Origin of the sequence: Dietzia sp. SYD-A1, from assembly GCF_015356725.1 — a bacterium.
GTDB lineage: Bacteria > Actinomycetota > Actinomycetes > Mycobacteriales > Mycobacteriaceae > Dietzia.
This window is the reverse complement of record NZ_JADDKI010000412.1, coordinates 1-1932: the sequence shown is the minus strand read 5'-3', so window position 1 is coordinate 1932 and position 1932 is coordinate 1. Positions and strand designations below refer to the sequence as shown.

4 protein-coding genes are annotated in these 1932 nt (G+C 69.5%); 3 read left to right on the top strand and 1 reads right to left on the bottom strand.

Annotated features, from left to right (window positions below; all coding sequences use genetic code 11):
• From IY392_RS14940 to IY392_RS14930, 3 genes are all read left to right on the top strand, one after another.
• Positions 1–319, top strand: a 319-nt coding sequence (locus IY392_RS14940; protein ID WP_194861634.1) for an alpha/beta fold hydrolase, incomplete at its 5' end; no start/stop codon positions are given.
• A gap of 432 nt (positions 320–751) precedes the next feature.
• Entirely contained in the window at positions 752–1126 is a 375-nt protein-coding gene (locus tag IY392_RS14935; RefSeq protein ID WP_194861633.1) for a hypothetical protein, read from the top strand.
• Positions 1127–1239: 113 nt separating this feature from the next.
• Complete coding sequence (locus tag IY392_RS14930) at positions 1240–1410, top strand: hypothetical protein (protein WP_182613453.1); 171 nt, start codon at positions 1240–1242, stop codon at positions 1408–1410.
• Positions 1411–1430: 20 nt separating this feature from the next.
• Here IY392_RS14930 and IY392_RS14925 read toward each other — a convergent pair whose 3' ends face one another.
• On the bottom strand, positions 1431–1721 hold the full coding sequence (locus tag IY392_RS14925) for a DUF4287 domain-containing protein (RefSeq protein WP_194861632.1): 291 nt from the start codon (positions 1719–1721) through the stop codon (positions 1431–1433).
• Positions 1722–1932: the final 211 nt, after the last annotated feature.

The following is a 1932-nucleotide window of genomic DNA, read 5'->3' as shown; positions in this document are numbered from 1 at the left end:
GGCCCTGGGCGCGCGCCCGGACCGCAGCACCTTTCCCGCGCAGGCGCCCTGCCCGGTCCTGATCGTCGGGGCGTCGCACGATGAGGTGGTGCCCACCGAGGAGCAGCGGCGGTGGGCCGAATCGATCGGGGCCGAATCGATCGGGGCCGAATCGATCGGTACCGAATCGATCGGTACCGCGTCAGACGGTGCAGGCGCGGGCGGGGTGACGTATGTGGAGATCCCGGAGACCGGGCACATGCTGCCGGCGGAGAAGCCGGAGGAACTAGCCGCGGTGGTGGCCGACTGGTGGCGTCTCACCGGGGCCGCGCTCGGCTAGACGCGATGCCCACGTAGGTCGTCGCGCCCGGTCCACCCGCGGATCACGCCTACTTCCCCTCGATCACCCCTCGCCGTCACCGCCCGGTGGGTCTACAGTTTTCCTCAGAAGGCGGGGTGGTCGTCGATGACTTCTCGGAATCGACCGTTGTGGCAGAGATCCGTCGCGCCGGGGGACGTGGCGAATCGCGCGTTGCGGGAACTCGACGACCAGGTCTTCTCAGATGTCGTTCTGCGGGAAGTGCACCGCCGCAGCGCATTCGGCCGGGTCGCCGGGCAGATCGACAGAGCCGTGAGGACGGTCCGGCCCCCGGACGTCGGCCCTCGCCGGGGACCCGAGACGCCGCGTTTGGCTGAGAGTGCCGCCGCCGCCCGCCGTGCCCGTGCCGTCGCGGTCGCGGTCTCGCGGGGGAGCGCGACGCAGGTGCCTGTGATGTGCTCGGTCGAAGCGGCCGAGGTCCTCGTGCGGCGCGGGGTGCTGTCCGAATCCACCGCCTCCGCCGACGCACTGCGGACCTTCGCGCGAGACGGTCGGCTCATCGCGCTGCGCGGCGACCGGAGATGGGTGTACCCCCGATTCCAGATGGACCACGTCGATCCGCGCGATCCGGACAACATCATCTGCGCGATCAACCGGCTGCTGGACGCTCGTCGCTTTCCGGACGCCGCACTCTCCTGGTGGACCCTGCCGTCGATCGCCCTGCCCGACCGGCGCCCACCCATGAGTCTCCTGGGGGTCGACCACGACGCGCTGCGGCAGCTGGCGACCGACTACGCGTCCGGAGAGTGGACCGAACAGAACGCGTGAGTCGGGGATGCCCGAGCACCCCGTCGGTCTTCTCCCTTCTCGGATCTGAGTCACGGTGTGGCGAACACGATGCCGCATTCCCATCCGGTCCGATCTCGCCACCGAATAAGAAGATGAGAAAAATTTGGCCCTTCGGGATCCGGCGGGGTCGGACCGTCGCACGCGCCGGACCCTCTGCCGCAGAACCGGACACGCTGTCCTACGAGCGCGCCTGGGCGGACTACGTCGAATGGTCCGGCCTGAACGAGGAGCGGCTCCCGGAGGGGCCGCAGGACAGCGGGTAGGCGACAACGGACGCCCGAGCTCAGCGATTCGGGTTGGTGGCCGCCCCGTCGAGCCAGAGCATGTCGGTCGCGTCAGCGTGCGAACCGGTGGAGCCCACGTGCTTCGAGCTGATCTGCGGTCCCTTGGTGATCACGTGGACGAGCGCCATGCCGTGGCCGCGGCCGAGGCCGTAGTCGTTCTTCAGCCACTCCAGTATCGGCCCGGCCTTGGTCCCGGGACCGAAACCGCGGTCGGTGGCCTGGTTCACGAGTTGCCGCGGCGTGTGCCCGGTCTTGGTCTCGATGGTGTCGAGGTATGCCTGGAAGGACACTGGTTTCTCCTCTGATCGACTGGCGTGATCGACTGGCGTGATCGACTGGCGGACGCGGCCTCGGCTCGTAGAGGCGTAGGACACCAGTGTCCGCCCGCGGCGCGCGGCTGTAGGCGGGATTCGCAATTCACCGTGCGCCGCTCGTCGTCGTCGATCAGGCCGTCCCGCCGGCCCCGCCCCGCCTCACCCGTTCGACCGCACCCGTCCGATC